Here is a 20,406-nt window from a genome sequence, read left to right as displayed (position 1 = left end):
GTCCTTTTAGAGTGGACAGTAACCCAAGGGTGGTACCGCGTCTGTTAATTTAGCCTTTCGCCCCTTACATAATCTTATGTAAGGGACGGAAGGCTTTTTATATTTTCAAATACTTTAATTGTTTTTCAAATAAGAGAGGAGATTTAACATGTTACAAGATTATCAATTATTAAGAATTCCAGGTCCAACTCCAATTCCACCAAGCGTAGAGCGCGCTATGGCACAGCCTATGATTGGTCACCGAGGTTCAGAAACATCTAAAATGATCCAAAACATTAAACCGGGTTTGAAAAAAGTATTCGGTACAGAACAAGATGTTCTTATGATTACAGGTAGCGGTACATCTGGTTTAGAAGCTGCAATCGTTAATGTTGTAAAACCTGGTGATAAAGTGTTAGTCGTAGCAACTGGTGTATTCGGTCAACGTTTCACAAAAATTTGCCAAGCATATCAAATTGATGTTGAAGAATTTGCAGTTGAATGGGGCACATCGTTAAATCCAACTGCAGTAAAAGATTACTTAAAAGAACACCAAGATATTACTGCTGTATTCTCTACTTATTGTGAAACATCAACAGGTGTTATCAACCCAGTTGACGAATTAGCAAAAGCAGTTCATGAAGTATCTGAAGCGCTAGTAATCGTTGATGGTGTATCTTGCATGGGCGGCATTGAAACAAAAATGGACGAATGGGGTATTGATGTTCTAGTAACCGGTTCACAAAAAGCATTTATGCTTCCTGCAGGCTTAAACTTTATCGGTGTGAGTGATCGCGCTTGGAAAGTCATCGAAGCTAACCCTAAAAAGGGCTTCTACTTAGACTTAACAAAATACCGCGACAACTTAGAAAAAGATACAACGCCGTTCACACCTGCTTTATCTTTACTATTTGGTCTTGAACAAGTACTTAAAAACCTTGAAGCTGAAGGATTTGAAGAAGTATATAAACGCCATGCATTAATGCGTGATATGACACGTGCAGCATTTAAAGCACTCGATATTCCATTATTTACAACAGATGCTGATGCTTCTCCAACAGTAACAGCAGTGAAACCAGTTGATTTTGATGCTGAAGCATTCCGTAAAGTACTAAAAACTGATTTCAATCTATCTGTAGCAGGCGGTCAACAACACTTAAAAGGGCAAATCTTCCGTGTTGGTCATATGGGCTACTGTGCACCAACAGATGTTCTACAAACATTGGCAGCAATCGAAATTGCACTTGTTAAAGTTGGTCAAGAGATTGAGCTTGGAAAAGGTATAGCAGCAGCACAAAAAGTTTATCTTGAAGGAGCGAACAACTAATTATGGCTATTAACATTTTAATCAGTGATCCACTAAGCGAAGATGGTATTTACCCTCTTCGCCAAGAAAGAAAATTAGATTTAAATATCGTTATTGATACTGGCTTAACTCCAGACGAGTTAAAAGCTAAAATTAAAGACTTCGATGTATTATTAGTTCGTAGCCAAACAAAGGTTACTCGTGACATCATAGAAGCTGCTGATAATTTAAAATTAATCGGCCGTGCTGGTGTTGGCGTAGATAACATCGACCTTGATGCTGCTACAGAAAAGGGAATAATCGTAGTAAATGCACCAGATGGTAATACTAACTCTGCTGCTGAACATACAACTGCAATGATTATGGCTCTTGCTCGTCATATCCCACATGCACATATGTCATTACAAGAGGGTCGCTGGGATCGAAAAAAATTCGTAGGCGTTGAATTAAAAAATAAAACATTAGGTGTTATCGGTTTCGGACGTATCGGGCAAGAAGTGGCGCACCGTGCAAAAGGTAATCGCATGGATGTTATTGCTTACGACCCATTCTTAACTGCTGAAAAAGCTGAAAAACTAGGAGTAGACTTCGGTTCAGTTGAAGATGTAGTTAAAGTAGCTGACTTTATCACAGTCCATACACCCCTATTAAAAGAAACAAAACATATGATCAACAAAGAAATCTTTTCATTAATGAAAGACGGCGTTCGTATCATCAACTGTGCTCGTGGTGGAATCATTGATGAAATAGCCCTCTATGATGCAATCGTTGAAGGTAAAGTAGCTGGTGCTGCTCTTGACGTAATGGAGGAAGAACCATTTGTAGGAAACCGCCTGTTAAAATTACCACAAGTCATTGCAACACCACACTTAGGCGCATCGACTATTGAAGCACAAGAATCAGTTGCAGTTGACGTAAGTCATGATATCTTAAGCTACTTCAACATTGGTACAGTTCGTAATCCAGTAAACATGCCTTCTATTCCTAAAGACATTATTGCTAAAATCGAGCCTTTCTTCGATCTTGGTGAAAAATTAGGTGCTTTCGTGTCTCGCCTATCAGATGCGGCAGTTGAAGAGATCAATCTATACTACGCTGGTGAGTTAGCTAACTTCGACGTTCGTCCATTAACAAATAATACTATTAAAGGATTATTAAAACGTAATTTAGGTAACCACGTAAATAACGTAAATGCTCGTTACTTAGCGGAACGTAACACAATTAAAATTAACGAACATAAAACTACTACAGCAAAGGGCTTCTTAAACTCAATCGCTGTGGAATTAGTTACTGCTACTGAAACGCATAAAGTAACAGGAACTCTATTAAACGGCCTTGGTGCTCGTATAGTAAAAGTAGATGATTATGTAATCGATGTAGTACCAGAAGGCCACTTACTATTTATCAAACATACTGATAAACCAGGTGCCATTGGCCGTGTTGGAACACTATTAGCAGAAAAAAATATCAACATCGCAACAATGCAAGTTGGTCGTTCAAACCAAGGTGGAGATGCCATCATGATGTTATCAGTAGATAATCACATCGAAAACGTAGACTTCCTAAAAGCACAAGACAACATCTTTGACGCGAAAACTATTGATTTATAATAAATGCTGAAGGCGCTCGTCTAGCTGCGAGGTCGTTGGAAGACGGAAGCCAAAGTCGCTCTTTGACTTTGTGCGCCCAACTGAAACGACCCGAGCCGCTAGCGCCTGAAGCTGGATATTCTTAATGCTGAAGACGCTCGTCTAGCTGCGAGGTCGTTGGAAGACGGAAGCCAAAGTCGCTCTTTGACTTTGTGCGCCCAACTGAAACGATCCGAGAGTCTAGCGGCTGCAACTGAACTTCTTACTTTAAAGAAATCCACATTTAAAACATAGATACACTTGTTCCTATATCTTATTTAATCACTTCACATGTAACTCAAAAACAACCCGACCCTTTAAAGGATCAGGTTGTTTTTTTACTTGTTTATTTAAAAAGAACTTCAAAAAAGCTGTCTAATATAAAATATAGACAGCTTTTTTGAAGTATTAGATTGTTTTAATTAGAGGTATTAATTCACGTAATGATTTAATCTCATAGTTTGGTGTAACGCCTTCGATTGGTGTTTTTTCTTCACGATTAATCCAAGCTGAACGCATATTAACACGCGATGAGCCTAAAATGTCGGTCATCAAATTATCACCAACCATAATAGCTTCATCCGCTTGAATGTTAGCAACTTTTAAGACATGTTCAAAAATAGAAGCATCCGGTTTGCCACGACCAAAATCACCAGAAATAACAATATGATCAAAGTAAGGAGCGATTTCAGGTGTGATTTCCAATTTTGTGTGCTGTAAACTAGGTGAACCGTTTGTTAATAAAATTAATTTAAAGTTCCCTTTTAATGTATCCAGTACTTCAAATGTTTCTTCATAAACATAAGGACTTTGCTTACGCGCATCGATAAAATAATCCCCTAATTCTGCACCAAGTTCCTCATTATCTATACCTAATTTAGCTAAACCTATTGTCCAAGAATCTTTACGATAAGTTGGAACTACTCTTTTTAATTGTTGAAATTCATCTGTTGGATCATCAAATGTCCCCCAAAGACCTTCAAATGGGTTAATGCCAATCATTTGTGTATATTCATATGTAGGATAAGATGCATAGAAATTACGTGCGGCTTCTCTCACTGTTTCTTCAAGCTCAAAAGGATTTACTGTCACTTGATCTGCTGCCTTTTTACAAGTAAGTTCAAATGCAGTCGCAATACTTTTCTTATCCCAAAGTAAAGTATCATCTAAATCAAATATTACCGTTCGAATCGTCAAAATAATCGTCTCCCTTTTCACAAAAAAAGTTTATGTATTATTACTATCCTAGCATATTTCAAACTACATCCAATGAGAATTCTTCAAAATAAGTCGACATTTCCATCTCAATAATACAAAAAGATCATTAGCTTGAAATTCTTTGCTAATGACCTATTATAAAGGGTTTCAATTTTCTTCACCGATATCATCTAATGCATCTGGATAAATTGTTTCATTAAATATTTTACCATTTTTAGCATCTTTCATTTTGACAGTAACCTTCAAATCTTCCTCGGCTGTTCCGTCAAAGACTTGATAGAACATACTCGCAATCCCTAAAGAGAATACCGCAAAACCATCGAAGCTATTTTCAAACTCTTTTTTATCTACTGTTACTATATACTCAGAGAAATTACTGTTATAGCTAATTTTAAGAACTGAAGGTATTTCCGAATCTTCTTCAATTTCTTTTACATTTGAAGCTGTATTCTCCTTCATTTCCTTCATCAAAGTATCGTGCTGCTCATGTGACATAATGTAGGTCACAGAACCATCACCGTTCTTTTCAACTTTTATATATTTGTTTTTTTCCTTTGCATCTGCAATAATTGCATCTATATCTTCACCTTCATAAAATGAAGCTGGGACTTTTATTTCGATATTCATTAAGTCTCGATTTACTGCAACGTCACTTTTATCTTGCTGTTTATTCTCTGCTATCTCACCAGATGAGCAGCCTGAAATCACTAATGTACTAGCGATTATTCCGCCTGCTAGTAAAACTTTGAAATCCATAACTCCCTACCTTCCGAACATATATTTCTCAATAATTGTACCATATTACAGGTAGGCATTTTAGGTTAATTATATTAATTTTGATAGTATTCGCTTACTTATGGGCATTTTATCTCACATAAGAAAAATGTTCATGTAAGGTAGTAGCTTTCTGTTCAAACCATTTATGCAGTTATTATTCTACTTAAAATACAATACAAACTACTACATGAAAAATTACTCAACTAATTTCTGTCAAACAGCGTTCAATCTTTCTTTCGATAAAAGCATACTTTTTATCTGTAGACGCTATATAATAGAAGCTTTTTAAAAACATCTTGCAATTGGCTTGTAGAATAACAAACTTTTTAGTAGATGCTTTCTCTTTTTGTTTGGCTAAAAAAGGAGGAATCCTCTCAAAAAATCCTTTTGCTATATCAATAGATAATCCATTTTCAAGCATCGTAAGTATGGGCATGATTACTCGCTCATCCTCACTCGAAAGATACACTGCTTTTGAAGTAAAAATTTTATTCACTAATGACTGAAAGATTTCATCATAATCTGCTACTTTTAATTTTGGGTTCTTTACTAATTCATCAACTGCATATGCAGTATTTACAACACTATGAGCCCACCCCTTATCTGTAACATAGCCCCTTATATCTTCTTCCAAATCTAAATATGTAACTAACTTGTCCTTCACTTTTCCAATCATTTCTTCTGTCAAAAATGGATGCTGTAAATCTTGATTTAATAGTAAAGCAATTAATAATGCTGTGTAGGAGCGTTTAAATACACTATCCACACCATTTCCACCAATTTCATCAAATAAATAAATGTCACTTAGAGCAGTATTAAGCATATCTATCATTAGCTCGTTTGATAAATGCCTGTTATGAATTAGTCTCCAAAATACTTGATAAATTAAGTCATCACGAAGTTCTACATCTATTGACCCAATATGCTCCATCATCGAAAACACATAACGATGCTCAGCCACTTCTGCCCAACTCTTCTGACCACTTTGCAACTCTAATAGTAGACTCTTTACTTCTTCCTCATTCATAGCTACACCACCTTTAGTGATAATTCTCTTTCATTAACATATTCACTGGCGGCGCTATTCATGATTAATCTTTTTTATTCCAATATCTATATACCATTAAATTTTATAAGCCAGAAAATAATCTTAAGTAAGATAAAGAGAATACCTAAAAAAATTACTAGAAATAATCTGTATTACACCCTATATTTCTTTTATGATTTGTTGCACCGTTTCAAACGTCCTCCTTCTTAAATGAATCGCTGCATTTTGAATTGATTCTTGCTGTGTAACTGTTTCATTTGCTACGCTTCCGATTGCTAAGAAATGTTCAGATAGCTGTGCGCGACTATCCTCATCAACATAACCCGAAATTAAGGCAACTGGTATTTGCAATTTTTTTGCTGCATTTGCGATGCCGATGGGTGCTTTCCCCGAAAGTGTTTGAGAATCTGATTTTCCCTCTCCAGTTATAATCAATGATGCTCCTAAAGTTTCACCATGAAAATCAATTGCTTTCATAACGACTTCAATCCCTGGTTTTAATACTACTGAAAAAAATGCTAAAAACGCTCCACCTAGTCCGCCTGCAGCGCCTGCACCGGGTTCATCATGCAGTGCAACACCTGTCATAGCTTCGATTTTATTTGCTAATATCGTTAAATTATGATCAATTCGTTGCACCATTTCTGGTGTTACCCCTTTTTGTGGTCCAAAAATAGTAGTCGCCCCATTTGTCCCAACAAATGGATTATCAACGTCACATGCGATAACAAACTCAGATACTTTTATGCGTTCATCGAAAGAGGAATTATCAATTTTATGTAGCGTACTAAGTGCTTCTGGACCAAGTTCTAATTCCTTTCCTTCAACATCTAAAAACCTCATACCAAGTGCATTAAGCATACCAGTACCGCCATCGTTAGTAGCACTTCCCCCAATACCAATAATGAATTTACGGAACCCAGCATTTAATGCATGACGGATTAACTGTCCAGTTCCATAAGTTGAAGCGATAAGTGGATTTCTTTCGTCATTCGTCAAAAGTGTTAAACCAGACGCCTTTGCCATTTCAATGACACAAGTCACTCCATCCCCTAAAATGCCGTATTCAGCTTCAACAAGTCGACCTATTGGATCTTGTACCTTTACACTAATAATTTGGCCATTTGTAGCTTCCACTAGTGGCTCTAGTGTTCCCTCCCCCCCATCTGCTACAGGTAATAGTACAGTTTCAATTTCTGGATCTATTTCATGAATAGCAGCTACCATTGCTTTTGCGGCATCGATAGCTGTAAGTGAACCCTTAAAAGAGTCAGGACTAACAACGATTTTCACAACAATCCCCCCTAAAATAAAACGCTTACAATAATTATAGTGATAAATTTAGTATTTTACATTATACTTAACGTATAAATTCCCTGTATTATAACAACTAGTTTTTATACACTTCGGAGGAAAATTATGATCTCAAAACAATTAGCAAACCAAATAGTAGAACAGACCATGCTACGTTTGCACCGTAATATAAACGTTGTACATACAAATGGTAGAATTTTGGCTTCAGGAGATCGGTTACGTGTAGAAAGTATACATGGAGGGGCTAGAATTGTTGCGGAAACAGAAAAAACGCTCATTATTACAGAGGAAAACGCTCATCTTTTTCAAAATGCAAAGCCTGGTATTAACTTACCCATCTTCTTTCAAAATGAGCTTGTAGGTGTAATTGGTATTACTGGTAATCCAGATGATATTGCAGAATGGGCCCCGCTTGTTCAGTTAACAACTGAAATGATGGTGCACCAAGCACTTATAGCCTCACAAAGCGAATGGAAACGTAAATTGCGTGAAACTATTTTCGAAGATTTGATGACTCAACAGCCTTTGCAAAAAGTAATGAAAGAACGTTTATCTAAAATTGGCTTCTTTCATGCACCGCCCTTTTATGGAATTACATTGGACATCGAACCAAAACTAACAGCATACCAATCTTTTGTCGAACATATGGAGGATTTTTTCATCCATGAATCTGTCATCTTTGGTAGATATCAATTAAATGAGCATTTCATTTTATTATCTGGTATGGATGCTAAAGCGATTGTAGACAAACTAACGCTGTTGTTAACTCAAGTAAAAAAATATTTCATTGTTAAAATGGGCATCGGTCAACCAGTTCAAACATTAGAAAAAGTATTTAACTCTTATGAAACAGCAAGAAACGCCATTGAGTACGGTGACAAAACAAAAACGATCAACTTTTTTGAAGAAGTTGAAGTTTTTTCTTTGCTAAAAAAAAGTGATTCTCAGGAAGCTTTCCTCTTCACGAATCGTACATTAAAAGATTTAAATAATAAACTTATACATACGTTGGTTGTCTATTTTTCACATAATCAACAACTCACAGTTTGTTCTGAAGAATTAGGTATTCACCGACATACACTGACATATCGCTTAAATCAAATCCATGAAATAACCGGTTATAATCCTGCCATATTCCAAGAGGCAATCATTCTTCAAATCGCCCTTTGGTTAAGAAATAAATAAAAATAGGTGAACATCACTTGATTAGAGATGTTCACCTATTTTTTTATATTAATTTAGGTTCTTCTTTATATAGTTCATCAAGAATTTCTAGCTTTTTATCAATAGCATCTTCAAATGTCATAATATAAGCTGCAGGATCTTTAGGATTATGGAATTGTGTAATCTTCCCTGTTTCTGCATTAACGAATTTACTTGAAGCTCCACAACCAAGTCCTATAATCGTTTGAACTTCTTCCATAATCACGATATTATATATACTTTCTTCACCTTTTTTAGAATATCCAACGTTTTCAAGATTCCCTAAAATATTTTTTTGACGATATAAGTAATACGGCTCGTAGTTATTATCTGTAGTCCATTCATGAGCACGATGCATCATTTTCTCAGCTGTTTCACGGTCCGCAACTTTATATTTCTGTTTGTTATGTGTCATTTCTGAAGCACGTTTAAATGATAATGTATGAACAGTTAGTGATTCCGGTTGCATTTTTTCTGTTTCAACTAGTGAATTCTCAAATTCTTCTAGACCTTCATTTGGTAAGCCTATAATTAAATCCATATTAATATTATTCATTCCCATATTACGAGAAAGCCAGAACTTATCAATAGTCTCCTGAACTGTATGGTGACGTCCAATCGCCTTTAACGTTTCATCTGTGTAGGATTGTGGATTGACACTAATACGGTCAATTCCCCATTTTTTCAAGACTTCTAATTTTGCAGGCGTAATTGTATCTGGCCGTCCTGCCTCCACGGTCACTTCACGAATTGATTCAGCGTGTGGAAATGAATCATACATCGTTTGATATAATGCATCCATCTCATCAGCTTCTATAGATGTTGGTGTTCCTCCACCCCAATAAATAGATGTAATTTTCATATCACGTTCCTTTAACCATTTCCCCATTTCACGAATCTCAATATGAAGCCCATCTAAGAACGACTCTACTCGGCCATTTTTACGATGGATAGCATACGCAGGGAATGTACAGTAAGCACATTTTGTAGGACAAAATGGAATACCAATATAAATACTCACTTCATTACCTATTGTATCTAAATCTGGAATAGTCGTGAGCTGACGATCTACTATTTTTTTCATTAGAGTTATTTTTTCATCTGATAGTCTAAATTCTTCTTTTAACTTAGTATGAATTTCTAAATCAGTTAATCCACTTTTTCTAAATTTATGATACAGCTTTGTAGGACGTATACCCGTTAAGATACCCCATTTCTGGTGAATACCCGTCAGTTTTTCAAGTGTGTCTAAAAGTACATGAGATAATGCTCTCTTCAGTCGAATGTTTTGTTCCTTTTCATTAGCTTCATCAGCGTACTCTTGAACAAATTTACTTATATACGTTTCACCATCTGAATGTAATTCAGCGGTTGTTGTTACTGTATGATTGGCGTCTATATGCCATTCAAAATAAACATTTAAATCAGTGTCTTTATCCGTTTTCGAAACTTTCGAATCCTCAAAAAACAAATTTGTAATATGATTGAAGACTCGCACCCAATCCTGAGGGTAATTTCCATTAATTCCAAGGACTTTCATATCAACTATTCACTTCTTTCGTTTTTACTTTCATATACAATGGAAAAACTTTATACCATTCTTATTACAATGTTAAAGGAGCGAGTAAATTGTCTTTTCTCACAAGAAAGTCAAAGCCTATAAATACATCTCTAGAAATATTAGTTTTTCAAGAACTTTATAACATCGTTATATCTAATTCGCTCAACCGATCCATTTATATACAGATGGATATGATTCAGCTAACTAATAGCTACTTTACGCATTATGAAACCTACTCTAGTCAAAAACATTGAATCCATTGTAGCAAAGTTTTATGAAAATCTCGAAAAAGAAAATTCATTAGGTAAAAATATTAATCAAAAATAATCAAAACAGTTCCATTAGCAGTTTAAGAACTGCTTTGAAGGGACATATTTCATCAATGTTCAATGGACACATTGATGAAGATTTTTGATAAAACGTTAATAATTGCTTTTGTCCATGCAAAAGTTGGGCTCGAACCTAAGTGGTATAAGAGTGCTTTCCAAGATTTACTCAATGGCTTTTTCTCAATTGTACAACAGACTCATTTTAATCATGAGGAACAACTCAAAATTATTAATGCTATAGGCAAAATTATTAACTTTGAACAACAAATTGTATTAGAAGCCTATGAAAAGCACCATCAAGAAGCACTAAAAAAATGACTTCACAAAAATTACAGCATCTTGTTGATGAATCTTGTACTCAAGTTTTAGCAACAGATTCATCCTTCGAGAAAATTGTTGGACTTATGAATACTATAAAATTTCTGAATAACGAATTATTTATAGGCGTGCGAGATATAAACGGAAACCTAAATTCTATTCAGAAGAATTCTGAACGCATCCATAACGCGACTAAAAATTTAACTGCTATGTAAAATTAAAACCATGTACTGACAATTGTCAGTACATGGTTTTAGTTATATATATTTTCCCCTTTAAGAGATACATCTAAAACTGCAAATCGAAGAAAAATTATTTCTGAATAATGCAGAAATCAACTTCCACAAGATAATTTATGTTTTATTAATATCCATAAAGAAATATACACAAATGTCTATATAACGGTTATTTTACTGACCTGTAGTACTTAAGATGCTAAGTTGACTGTGCTTATTTTGCTGTTGCTTTGTGTTCCCCAAATGAGCTTTACCCATTCAGGATGATCAATGAATGGATTACGGTTGCCTTGCCATTCTTGAATGACATTATTTCGGTTCATTTCAAACTCATCAACTGGATCTTGTAAATGCCATTGTAACAATACAGAAAGCTTGCCATGATATGGGGCAGTTCCATTATTCAATTTTTCATTTAATTCGAGATCTACTTTATCACCTTGTTCATAGCGTGTTGCCATATATAATAGTATTCTGGCAACGTCACCTTTTACTCTATTAGGTGGTTCGAATGAATTAGAAGTCTTAAAACAACCATTACACCCTGCAACTGGACTACCGCCGTTATCAAAATCTAGATTACCTCGGCTACTGTTAACTTTAACGTCAGTTGGACGTAAATGGTGGATATCTGTACCGGGACCTTTAGTTGTACCAAAGTTTCCATGTGATTTTGCCCATGTATGTTCTCGGTTCCAGTCACCAACATTTCCTCCGTTACGGGTTTTAGAGCGTGATTCTCCTGAATAAAACAAAATCACATTATTTGAGTTATTTGGATCTTCATCTGTTTCTCTTAACGCTTCCCATGCTTGGTCGTAAGTCAATTGTTTATGCTCATCTATAATGTCATGTAATGCTGTTTTTAAAGCTTGACCAGTTTTCCCCATTGCGTCTTTATAATAATCGTCAGTTGGAACATCGGCTGCAGTAACTGTTACTGAGAAATTGGTTGTTACTTCTTTTTTACCATCAGTAGCTGTAACACCAATAATATAGCTTCCTTCTTCAAGTGAAAGTGTCAACGTGGCAGTCGCTTGATTGACAGTACCTTTTGTTGCAGTGAATGTTAGTTTGTCACCATCAGGATCAGAGAAGTGGTCTGTAAGTAACACCGACACAATTTCCCCAGTCTTTAACGTTTTGTTTGGAATTTTACTCGTTACAACTGGTGCTTTATTTTCAGAAGGGAAAGAAGGAACCTCAATGGGTTCCCCTTTTGTATTTGTAAATTTAATTTGTTCTGCTTTGGCACCGTTAATAAACTCAATGCTTTGAATATTTTCTGCACCTCTTATTTCGCTAACGTTTTGTCCATCAATAATTATCTCTTTCATTTCTGTACCTTTTAAATCTATTATAGTCCCTTCTTTGTTAGGGGCTATTATGACTTTTGTTGTTTTGAATCCAGCACCATTCAGTTCTGCATAATTACTTTTTAATAAGACACCTTCTGTGATGATAGATGCCCCATCTAAATTTACGGCAACACTTGGTTTCGTAATAGTCAATTTCTTTGTTTTAAAATTAACCAAATCATACGTTTTTTCTGGTTTCACTGGTTCAACTTCTGATTCTTCATCGAAATCTACTTGTACCAAAACAGGGTCATGATCACTTGCCCGACCAGCCATATCTGTAAAATCAGCATTGATATGAAGGATATCAATTGCGGTTTTGCTTGCTAAGTTGTTAGAAACTAGAATATGATCTAACACTTGGGAATTCCCTTGGTAAAGATATGTGTAACGATCGGATTCTTCTACTTTATTAATCATATTGGTCATATTCTTACCTTCATGAATTTTTAGAGATTCAGTAAATTGGTAATCATTGAAATCCCCAAGAGAAATAATATTTTCTTTTGGATTTTTTGCCTTAATATCATTTATAAAATTTGAAACAATTTGTGCAATTTTTTTACGTTGAATTTCACTTTTATAAACAGGTGGTTGAATAGAACCAAATAATGGTGTGTCACCTGATTTAGAATTCCAATGGTTTGCAATGACCACTACATTCTCACCTTGGAAATTAAATTGTGCTGCTAATGGTTTACGACTACTATTAAATGCCTCATTTGTTGGATCAATTCGACCTGGATTCAACGTAAGCTTTCCATTTTCATAACCTACTGCAGTCGCTGCATCCCCTTGTGGATTCCCCTGAGTTAATGTCACACGACTTGGATTATATAAGAATCCGACACGTATATTAGCATTTGGCGCTCCACCATCTTGATTGTTTACTGGGTCAATGTTTACATATTTATATTCCACACCACTTGCAGCTTTTATAGCTGTAATCAATCTTGCATAACTTTGATCTGCCTTGCTATCTCCTGCAGTTTCACCATTATTATCTTGTACTTCAGTCACACCAACGATATCAGGGCTCTGCATATCAATACCAATTGCTCTAGCTAATTTACTAGCTTTGCTATCAGAAGTTGATGTCTTATTATTAGAGAAGTTTTCCAAGTTATAGGAAGCAACCGTTAACTTGTCATCTGCTTTGACAATCGTTGTTTTTTCAGGTGTTGCATTTCCTTTTTTATGTGCTGCTTTCATTTCCTCTAAAGAAGCATAAATTTTAAAGTTTTGATATGAATAACCAACTATACCCGTAATCGGACCATTAAATCGATCTCCTGTCGCTACTTCAAAATCACGTGCAGTTCCATTTGGCTCTAAACGGAATTGGATACGATTTGGATTTTGGTTCTTTTCCTCAAATAAAACTCCGCCGTGAAGTGAATTTGTTTTTGCACTTTCAAGAACCGTCACCAAGTCACCATTATCTTGTGGAGCTACAGCTTTCACGTTTCCGATTTGTACACGCATACCCTCAATACTTTCCCAGAAGTCAATTGCATCTACTGTTGGATTAAAAACGGATAAATTATCACTATCGATTGCTTTTAATGACATCTTATCCTCATCAATAGTGATTGGCGCTGGCAGCTTAATACCGCTTTTAATGACTGTAACCTTTCCACCCTGATCATCACGAACATTTATTTGAGTTGTTTTCAAGTCTGTATCTTGACGATCACTATATCCATCGTATGCATATTCACTTACTTTTCCTGTAACAGATACTAAATCACCCACTTTGATCGGCCAAGCTTTGTTACCGCTATAAAGTAAAATAGCTTCTGATGTATTCGGATTGTTATCCGCCATATCATCTGGCGTTTGGATCGAATAATAATTTGCAGTGCCTAGCTTAAATGAATAAGTTACAACACCTTCAATACCCTCCACAATTTGATTATTAAATGGAGTAACATGTTTATCTCCTTGAATATCATGAATTTCAAACCGATCTGCGATTGTATAATTGAAAGTCGACACTTCACTTAATTTACCATCTTGATCTTTCACAATGGCTTTAAGTGTTGTAGTTTTAGTAATTTGGATTGGCTTTTCATATTTGGTACTAGTAATAGTTGGATCAGTACCATCTAGCGTGTAATACATCTCTGCATTTGCACTAGTTGTAGATAAAGTGACAGCTGTATCTTTAACATATGTCCCACTTCCTGGAGTAGCGACAGCAGGCGCTAATGTTGTACTATCAACAACGATATCTGTTGTAGAACGCGGGATAATTTGGTAGTCATTATCGAATTGTTGAACAATCCCTGTAATAGACTCATATTTCGTATTGGCTGTTAAACCTAGAGCATTCGTTTCGTCCCGTACGATGAATTCTGTTCCATCATTCCCAGTAAAGTTTGCCCAACTACCTCCATCTTGTACTGTGGTAAGTGAAACGTTCTTCACTGTCACAAGTTGTGATTCGTTTTCTTCCTTAACATCTGCACCTGTAATTACTTTTGGTTGAGGTTCTCCTACATTTTCCTTATTTTCTACAATGGTTGCTCCATCTAATTGAAGCAATCCACGATAATCTGCTAATTTACCTGTTAATGTAACTTCATCTCCAACCACTGCATTTAAACTTACCGGACGAACTGCAATACCACCAGTCGCATCTTGAACTGAAATAGTATTCTTTAACTTTGCAGCGACGATACCTTTAATCATTACAGTTTCTCCCATTGCTTTAGCATGTGCATCAGCAATTGAAATGACTGTATTTTCCCCTGGATTTCCTGGTTCTCCAGGCTCTACTGGAGTATCCCCCATTGTATGAGAGCCTAAATACTCAGTTGTATCAATTGGATAAGTTGACCACTCTGCATCTCTATTAAAGGTATCATTGATAATCTTGTCCCCAGTCGTTACGGAGCTCTTCCGTACAAGTGTCATGTTCTCTCCAAATTTAATTTGTGAACCAACTTGTCCGATCGAATCAACGATTTCACTAGATTTTTTTAAAACAATTGGATCATCACCATTAAAATTAACAACAGAAGAGTTTTCAAGATCCCCATTACTCTTTATAGCCGTATTTGCATCTTTATGATATACAACATACGTATCGTTATTTTCCAAAGTTCCTACCAATTCCACTTTTTGAGCTGCCGCCGCAGCTCCATTAATATGAAGCTCTAACGTATAGTCATTTAAATTAACTGTAGCACCGGTACCATTGTAAATTTCAACTGCTTTGTTAAAACCACTTCCTTCAATATACTCAGAAATAATTAAATCCGTCGAAGTAGTTGCAGCTTTTACAGGTGTTGACAGTGAAGGCAATATGAAACTTGTCACTAAACTTACCGACAACAAAGCATTAAATGTCTTTTTCCAGTTCCCTTTACTCATAGAGTCAGTCTCCTTCTACACTTATAGAGTTTATTTGTAGCGCTAACATGTATTAAATGGGGGAAGCCAAATCGTTCACTTACTGACGATTTCGTTAAAAAATCATATGTTTGTTTCACCAGTTACTTCGATATTTTCAAAACTATTATCACTATCCCCTTTAACAGCGGATAAATCTAAGTTACCTTCCACTTTAATATTAGAAATGATAATATCTTCAGATACTGTGCCAGTGATGATTAAGTTTCCTTTAATTATCGCATTGGATATAGAAGCAACATCTGTAATATCAACGATCACATTCCCATTGTAAACTTTTGGAGATTCAGTAGTACCAGAGAATTCCGCACCTGGTATTCTAATATCTGGATCTTCACCCTTTTTCACGTCTACAATACGTCCTTCTAGTGTAGGTTTGATTTTTTTAAGAGACGCTAAATGTTCCGCTAAATTTTCCCAATCCGAAAGTCCCAAGTCTGTTACACGACCTTCTTCATAGGCTTTTTTAAAGACATCATACTTATCTCCACCCTTTGCAGTGAAGGCATTTGTTGCTACTGTATAACTCTCTTGGTCTTTTATATCCACGTAAGTTTCATTTGTATCTTTGTACTTGATCGATACAACTCGTTCGCCCACTGGTTTTAATGAATCAAATTCAACTTTTGCACCAGATACGTGAAGGAAGCCTCCACTTTCTTTTGGAGATTCCTTAAAGCTTATTTCAAATGCTTGCTTTAATTCAGCTCCTGTAAGCTTCATTGTTGCTAATGTGTTTCCAAATGGTAGTACTGTTATAACTTCTCCAACAGTGATCTCACCTGCATTAATGCCTGATCGAATACCTCCACCATTTTGTAGTGCCATAATGATATTATTATTTTTGGTTTGTGCTCTTGCCTTTGCTAACATACCATCTGTAATGATATTTCCAAGTGCTGTTTCACTATTACGGACACTTGGACCCGTGTCTGATGTTCTTGGGTTACTCAGTTCACTTAACGCTTCTGCTCCGATTGGTTTATTAGATACTTCTTTAATCTGATCAGAATATTTCTTAAGTATGTTAGCCGCTTCTACGTCGTCTGCAAGGCTGCTAAGTTTAATCAATTCTCCATTTGTTGTAATAACTTTACCTTTACTATCAAACTCAACATCAACATTGCCTAAATAATCACTATATTGATACGCCTGAACAATAACAGTTGGATCTTTTGTTTTATTGTTATTATCTTGATCTATAACGACTGGCTCATCTAACTGTGTATGACTATGCCCACCAACAATCACGTCAATGCCCTTAACTGTTGAAGCTAATGTTAAATCATTATCGATTTTCGCATTGTCATCATAACCGATATGTGTCAAAGCAATAATTTTATCGACGCCTTGCCCTTCAAACGCTTTAACTGCTTTTTCAGCCTCTTTAATATAATTTTCAAATACTATACTGCCAGGGCTTGAAATATCCTTAGTTTCTTCCGTTGTTAAACCAAAAATCCCTACTTTTTCGCCATTGATTTCTTTAATAATTCCATTATAAATTTTACCTTTTTCAGGCTTACTCGAGATTAGATCTGTAAACAGACCTTTAAAGCGATCATCTGCAGAAAAGTCTACATTGGCACTAATGAATGGGAAATTTGCACCTTTGATGAAATCAGCTAAAGCCTGATGCCCTTCTTTACTTGAGCCTAAGTCGAATTCATGATTACCAAAGGTCATTGCATCATAACGTAATAAATTCATGAATTCCAAATCTGCTTTTCCTTGGAATTCATTGAAATATAGCGTGCCACTAAAAACATCACCTGCATCTAGTAATAATGAATTTGGCTTTTTAGCTCTAACATTTTTGATGGCAGTTGTTCTTTTCGCTATATTATCTAAATGTGCATGTGTGTCGTTGGTATGCATTAATGATAAAGTAAAGTTTTCTTCGCTATTCCCGTCTTATACCACATCTTGTGGATTTCGTTTCGGGCCTACACCGTACAGGCGACTTTCATCGCATACGGCGTGCTATCAGTAGAATGATTGTCTTTTCACTTTTTTTCTACCTCATTAAATACTCATGAAAACTGAACATTCTGAATTATTTATTGAGGAGATTAGCAATTTAGAGAATACTCTGCTGACTGGGTTCCTTCGCTCCAGCTGGTTTTATCCTTTTCGTATGTTACCATACAAATCCAAACGGCCAGCAATCATCACTACTACGAACCCGCTGCCGTTCTTCTTGCTTCTTCAGTGCTGATTCACCTCGTCAAGAAGAACTTCAAACGTTCCGTTATATCCATCCCTTATTTTGACAGCCTTAGGTCTCCACTATTCAGTTGTGAGAATGGTTAGTTTAACAGTCAATTTTACTAACCCCCATTACATCATTTCATCTATAAGGATGAATGTTGAACTCCTAGCGTTTCGCAACATTCACTACCTCACACTGCCTACATGGATTCGTCTGCCTAACCATAGCTGTCTTTTAAAGAGCCCCGCCTCGTTTTTTTCGAGTACGACTTCACCTGACTTAACCCCTTCTGCTGATCAGCGCATCACTGGGTCCAGGAGGATTAGGCACTTGCTTCAAAAGACTGTTGTGCAAGAGTAGGAATTACACCTACCAATTGGAAAATAACAGTTAGAAACATTCATTATGAAGGTTTTTTCTTATTAAATATTCTATTCATGAATGATTATTTCTACTTATTTCACTAGATATTTCTCTAGCTTATAAAGTAACGTTTCGTTTAATTTTATTGAGGAGTTACTACTACATTTGGTAAAGTTGCTGTTACGGCATTTCCTATCGCTTTATCATTTTTGGGTGTCACTTGTACAGAGATTACTTTACCTACTTGATCTGTTGTCAGTTTAAATGTCGAAGTTGTTGCGCCAGTAATTGCTTTTCCATCTGCATACCACTGGAATGTTGTACCCTTTTCTACATCTTTATCTATATCTGTATAAGTATAAGTAACTTCTAATGTTACACCTACTTTTGCAGCTCCAACAATCTTGACACTTGATGCAGTTGGGGCATGATCACTTGTTCCGCCATTATTCCCTGATGACGATCCGTTACCTGGTGAACTTTCAACACCATTCTCAACCTGTATTGTTTTTCCGTCTGGGGTTGTAATAGTTCCAGACGCTAAGCCAGAGCCGTTGTACCATTTACCTCCATACTGTACGATGCCTACATTTAACGCTGCACTGTTATATAGTTTACTTTCAAATAGTGCTAAACCTTGATTTAATGCCGTGCCATTGTATAGTTTACCTTCAAAAAATATTAGACCTTGATTTAAGGCTGCACCACTATATAGTTTGTCTCCATATAGCTTTAGACCTTTGTTTAAAACTGCACCATCGTATAATTTATTTTTGTATAAATACTTTCCAGTGTTTATAACACCATTAACGTATAAATTTCCTGTATTTTTCCCTAGTCCAGTTAAAGCTTTTCCGTTCTCATACCATTTACCTTTATACCAATTACCCATTGCGAGCTTTCCATTAATATATAATTTACTAGTGTTTTTACCAAACCCCGTTAATGCTTTACCTTTTTCGTACCATTTGCCTTTATACCAACCAGTCCATTTAACACCTTTTTTGTAATAAACCCCTGATTTTAAACCTGTTAGTAACTTGCCATCTTTGTAAACTTTACCTTTGTAAGTCTTAATCCCTTTTACTATTTTGCTAGTTGATTTTGAAACTAGCTTCCCTTTGATAATTTTGTAGCTAGAAGACACTGCTGCCTCCGCACTGGTTATCGGAGCAATGACGGCGCTTGTTAATAAAGTTGCTCCTAACACTAATGATGTTAAAGGTTTTACAAATTTATAACTGTAATTCCTCACTATCCCACACCTCTCTATTTTTAGGGTTGTATTTGCCTAATAGAAAATCTATTAAGTTCAACCACTTCGATTATATGGTATGCCTCTCATAGATTCTATATTACCTCGGCAACATTTACATATTTTACAAAACCCATCCAACACGGCTATTTATTTTACAAATAATACATAATATAATACATTTGAATACTCTCACTATATTAATTGATTAAAAAATCATGCTAATTATAATCATTGCACCTAATAACTAAGTCTTTTTAAAATTGCAATTATATATTTTTTGGACACTATACATATGTAATTCCTTCAGCCTGAAACTAAATATTTAAGTACATTCATTGTCACATCTAAAAAGAGAAACCTATTAATATCTTGTTGTTTGTAGCTTTCTTAATAAATTGAAATTACTAAGTCAATTAAATTTACTTAAAAATAAAAAAAGGAGATACTACAATTCTTGTAGTATCTCCTTCTCAATTTTCTTTATTATTTTGCATGATCTAATGTATTGATGTATTCTTCACAAATTATATTTGTGATTAGATTTCAGCGTATAGTTCTTGAACTGGTTTAATTAGAATACGATTTACTTCTTCAATTAAACCACTTAGAGCCATTTCGGCTTGAAGCATTTTTTCTATCTTACTATTTTGTTGAGCAAGTTGAGCAGTTTTTCCAGCATAAGTTAATTCATCTTCTTGGATTTGTTCACCTTTTGCTTGTTTTTCTTGTAAATTCAATTGGACTTTACGGAAGTTTTGAAACAACGTCAGTGCCTCTGAATCGTTTTTCACTTCTTCAACAGCAGCTTTTAATGTGTCAAATTCTGCCGTTTGGCGGAATGTTGCTTCTAATTTGTTAATGTCATTATAAATATTAATCAT

Annotated in this window: 13 protein-coding genes and 1 other annotated feature (1 of these 14 cut by a window edge); of the genes, 4 read left to right on the top strand and 9 right to left on the bottom strand. The window is 35.5% G+C overall.

Annotated features, from left to right (window positions below):
* Window positions 1–68 (top strand) — a binding site (T-box leader) (it extends 166 nt beyond the left edge of the window).
* Between the two features lie 80 nt (window positions 69–148).
* Together MHH98_RS03340 and serA are read left to right on the top strand one after the other, a co-directional pair.
* On the top strand, window positions 149–1,306 hold the full coding sequence (locus MHH98_RS03340) for a pyridoxal-phosphate-dependent aminotransferase family protein (RefSeq protein ID WP_340712222.1): 1,158 nt from the start codon (window positions 149–151) through the stop codon (window positions 1,304–1,306).
* A 2-nt stretch (window positions 1,307–1,308) separates the two neighbouring features.
* Window positions 1,309–2,895, top strand: coding sequence for a phosphoglycerate dehydrogenase (gene serA / locus MHH98_RS03335; protein ID WP_076034461.1), 1,587 nt, complete (start codon window positions 1,309–1,311; stop codon window positions 2,893–2,895).
* Between the two features lie 426 nt (window positions 2,896–3,321).
* Here the strand turns inward: serA and MHH98_RS03330 are convergent, their stop codons facing one another.
* The 4 genes from MHH98_RS03330 to MHH98_RS03315 form a co-directional block, all read right to left on the bottom strand.
* Window positions 3,322–4,110 (bottom strand): HAD family hydrolase, encoded by a 789-nt coding sequence (locus tag MHH98_RS03330; protein ID WP_038189032.1) that lies wholly within the window; start codon window positions 4,108–4,110, stop codon window positions 3,322–3,324.
* Window positions 4,111–4,278: 168 nt separating this feature from the next.
* Window positions 4,279–4,887 carry a hypothetical protein gene (locus tag MHH98_RS03325; protein WP_038189033.1) on the bottom strand — a complete coding sequence of 203 codons (609 nt, stop codon included), beginning with the start codon at window positions 4,885–4,887 and terminating at the stop codon, window positions 4,279–4,281.
* Between the two features lie 220 nt (window positions 4,888–5,107).
* A complete protein-coding gene (locus tag MHH98_RS03320; RefSeq protein WP_051448810.1) occupies window positions 5,108–5,935 on the bottom strand; it encodes a DUF2785 domain-containing protein in 828 nt (275 codons plus the stop codon).
* Window positions 5,936–6,115: 180 nt separating this feature from the next.
* Window positions 6,116–7,249 (bottom strand): glycerate kinase, encoded by a 1,134-nt coding sequence (locus MHH98_RS03315; RefSeq protein WP_038189034.1) that lies wholly within the window; start codon window positions 7,247–7,249, stop codon window positions 6,116–6,118.
* Between the two features lie 126 nt (window positions 7,250–7,375).
* Between MHH98_RS03315 and MHH98_RS03310 the strand changes: the two genes are divergently transcribed.
* On the top strand, window positions 7,376–8,455 hold the full coding sequence (locus MHH98_RS03310; protein WP_038189035.1) for a CdaR family transcriptional regulator: 1,080 nt from the start codon (window positions 7,376–7,378) through the stop codon (window positions 8,453–8,455).
* 43 nt (window positions 8,456–8,498) lie between these two features.
* Here the strand turns inward: MHH98_RS03310 and MHH98_RS03305 are convergent, their stop codons facing one another.
* Window positions 8,499–10,013, bottom strand: coding sequence for a coproporphyrinogen III oxidase (locus MHH98_RS03305; RefSeq protein ID WP_038189036.1), 1,515 nt, complete (start codon window positions 10,011–10,013; stop codon window positions 8,499–8,501).
* A gap of 410 nt (window positions 10,014–10,423) precedes the next feature.
* On the opposite strand from MHH98_RS03305, the gene MHH98_RS03300 reads away from it, so the two are divergent.
* A complete protein-coding gene (locus tag MHH98_RS03300) occupies window positions 10,424–10,681 on the top strand; it encodes a protoglobin domain-containing protein (protein ID WP_038189037.1) in 258 nt (85 codons plus the stop codon).
* 427 nt (window positions 10,682–11,108) lie between these two features.
* Here the strand turns inward: MHH98_RS03300 and MHH98_RS03295 are convergent, their stop codons facing one another.
* The 4 genes from MHH98_RS03295 to MHH98_RS03280 all read right to left on the bottom strand — a co-directional run bounded on the left by MHH98_RS03295 (window position 11,109) and on the right by MHH98_RS03280 (window position 20,406).
* Window positions 11,109–15,653, bottom strand: a complete 4,545-nt coding sequence (locus tag MHH98_RS03295) for an endonuclease (RefSeq protein WP_038189039.1) — start codon at window positions 15,651–15,653, stop codon at window positions 11,109–11,111.
* Window positions 15,654–15,755: 102 nt separating this feature from the next.
* Window positions 15,756–17,570, bottom strand: coding sequence for a bifunctional metallophosphatase/5'-nucleotidase (locus MHH98_RS03290; RefSeq protein ID WP_051448811.1), 1,815 nt, complete (start codon window positions 17,568–17,570; stop codon window positions 15,756–15,758).
* Between the two features lie 839 nt (window positions 17,571–18,409).
* Complete coding sequence (locus MHH98_RS03285; RefSeq protein WP_038189040.1) at window positions 18,410–19,522, bottom strand: hypothetical protein; 1,113 nt, start codon at window positions 19,520–19,522, stop codon at window positions 18,410–18,412.
* A gap of 539 nt (window positions 19,523–20,061) precedes the next feature.
* The gene (locus tag MHH98_RS03280) at window positions 20,062–20,406 is read right to left on the bottom strand and encodes a YlbF family regulator (protein WP_038189041.1); all 345 of its coding nucleotides are present in this window, start codon (window positions 20,404–20,406) and stop codon (window positions 20,062–20,064) included.

It is taken from the genome of Viridibacillus sp. FSL H8-0110, assembly GCF_038003565.1.
GTDB lineage: Bacteria > Bacillota > Bacilli > Bacillales_A > Planococcaceae > Viridibacillus > Viridibacillus arenosi.
Note: the sequence above shows the minus strand (reverse complement) of the source record. Positions and strands in the feature narration are given on the sequence as shown.

Coding starts and splice junctions, on each gene's coding strand:
- MHH98_RS03340 (WP_340712222.1), top strand. CDS start 149: ATGTTACAAGATTATCAATTATTAAGAATTCCAGGTCCAACTCCAATT.
- serA (WP_076034461.1), top strand. CDS start 1,309: ATGGCTATTAACATTTTAATCAGTGATCCACTAAGCGAAGATGGTATT.
- MHH98_RS03325 (WP_038189033.1), bottom strand. CDS start 4,887: ATGGATTTCAAAGTTTTACTAGCAGGCGGAATAATCGCTAGTACATTA.
- MHH98_RS03320 (WP_051448810.1), bottom strand. CDS start 5,935: ATGAATGAGGAAGAAGTAAAGAGTCTACTATTAGAGTTGCAAAGTGGT.
- MHH98_RS03310 (WP_038189035.1), top strand. CDS start 7,376: ATGATCTCAAAACAATTAGCAAACCAAATAGTAGAACAGACCATGCTA.
- MHH98_RS03305 (WP_038189036.1), bottom strand. CDS start 10,013: ATGAAAGTCCTTGGAATTAATGGAAATTACCCTCAGGATTGGGTGCGA.
- MHH98_RS03300 (WP_038189037.1), top strand. CDS start 10,424: ATGGACACATTGATGAAGATTTTTGATAAAACGTTAATAATTGCTTTT.
- MHH98_RS03295 (WP_038189039.1), bottom strand. CDS start 15,653: ATGAGTAAAGGGAACTGGAAAAAGACATTTAATGCTTTGTTGTCGGTA.
- MHH98_RS03290 (WP_051448811.1), bottom strand. CDS start 17,570: ATGCATACCAACGACACACATGCACATTTAGATAATATAGCGAAAAGA.
- MHH98_RS03280 (WP_038189041.1), bottom strand. CDS start 20,406: ATGATTAATATTTATAATGACATTAACAAATTAGAAGCAACATTCCGC.